Below are 1,146 nucleotides of genomic sequence, written 5' to 3'. Positions count from 1 at the left end.
GAAGCGCGCCGCCGCCGCCGGCCCGGCGGCATTGCCCGAGCGCTCCACCAGGCGGAACAGGCCGAGCACGCCGGCCGAACGGCCGCCGGTGGCGCTGTCGGCCACCAGGGCCGACTGGGAGGCGATGGACATGGACTGGCCGACGCCCAGCAGCACCAGCGCCAGCGCGATGGTCAGCACGCCGGGATAGAGCGGCAGCGCCAGCGCGCCCGCCCCGGCGATGAGCCCGCCCAGCACCACGAAGCCGGCCCGCGCCGACATCCGGTCGGCCATGGCCGCGAACACCGGCACCAGCACCACCATCAGGATCGGATAGATCATCTGGAACCGGCCGATGGCGGCTGAGGAATAGCCCAGCGCCTGGAGCTGGAGCGGCACCAGCAGGAAGCACAAAGCGGCGAGCAGCAGCTTGGCCGGGAAGGCGCAGCCCACCAGCAGCGCCATCAGGCGCGGCGCCCGGGCGGCGTTCTTCAGATCGCTCCAGGACAGCCCCGCGCCCTTCGGCGCGTGCCGCGCCGCCGGCAATGTGAGGACGGCGACGCCGAGGGCGACGATGGCGAGCCCGGCAGCCAGCATGAACGCCGCCGGCGGCCCGAGACGATCGGCGATGACGCCGCCGATGGGGGGCCGCACAGGCTCGCCACCATGATGGCGCGCACGAACACGGCGAGCGCCGTGGTGCGCGCGCTGCCGGCGGAATGGTCCACCACGTGCCCCTGCGCCGAGACGAAGACCAGCGCGTAGCCCACCGCCGTCGTCACCCGCGCGGCGAGAAACAGCATGTAGTCGCCGGTGGAGGCGGAGAGCGCGTAGCCGGCGGCGGCGAGCAAGGCGCCGATCAGGAAGCCGGGCCGGCGACCCATGCGCTCGGACAAGGCGGCGAACGGGATCTGGCACAGCGCGATCACCGCCATGAAGGCGACGATGGGCAGGCTCGCGGCCAAATCGGGGCCGATGGCGTCGCCGGCGGCGGCGAGCCCCTGCGCGAAGCGCGGCAGGAACGGCCGGGTGAGTTCCTCGGCCAGCATGAACAGGAACAAGGCCGGGCGCACCGCCACCGCGGCCTGGCTTTCCGGCGTCGACACCGCGCCGAGGCCGGTGCGGCGGGCGACGAGGTCGAGCTGGGCGAGCGCCTCCGCGTCGCCG

At 74.3% G+C, this 1,146-nt stretch carries 1 pseudogene; it reads right to left on the bottom strand.

The features are described 5' to 3' along the window. Nucleotides 1–1,028, bottom strand: a pseudogene (locus AC2W7M_RS26000) (MFS transporter); the annotation flags it as partial. Nucleotides 1,029–1,146 lie beyond the last annotated feature (118 nt).

The organism is Xanthobacter sp. BG11Y11_SDJG (assembly GCF_057364445.1).
The sequence above is the reverse complement of the archived record's forward strand: the minus strand, read 5'-3'. Positions and strand labels throughout refer to the sequence as shown.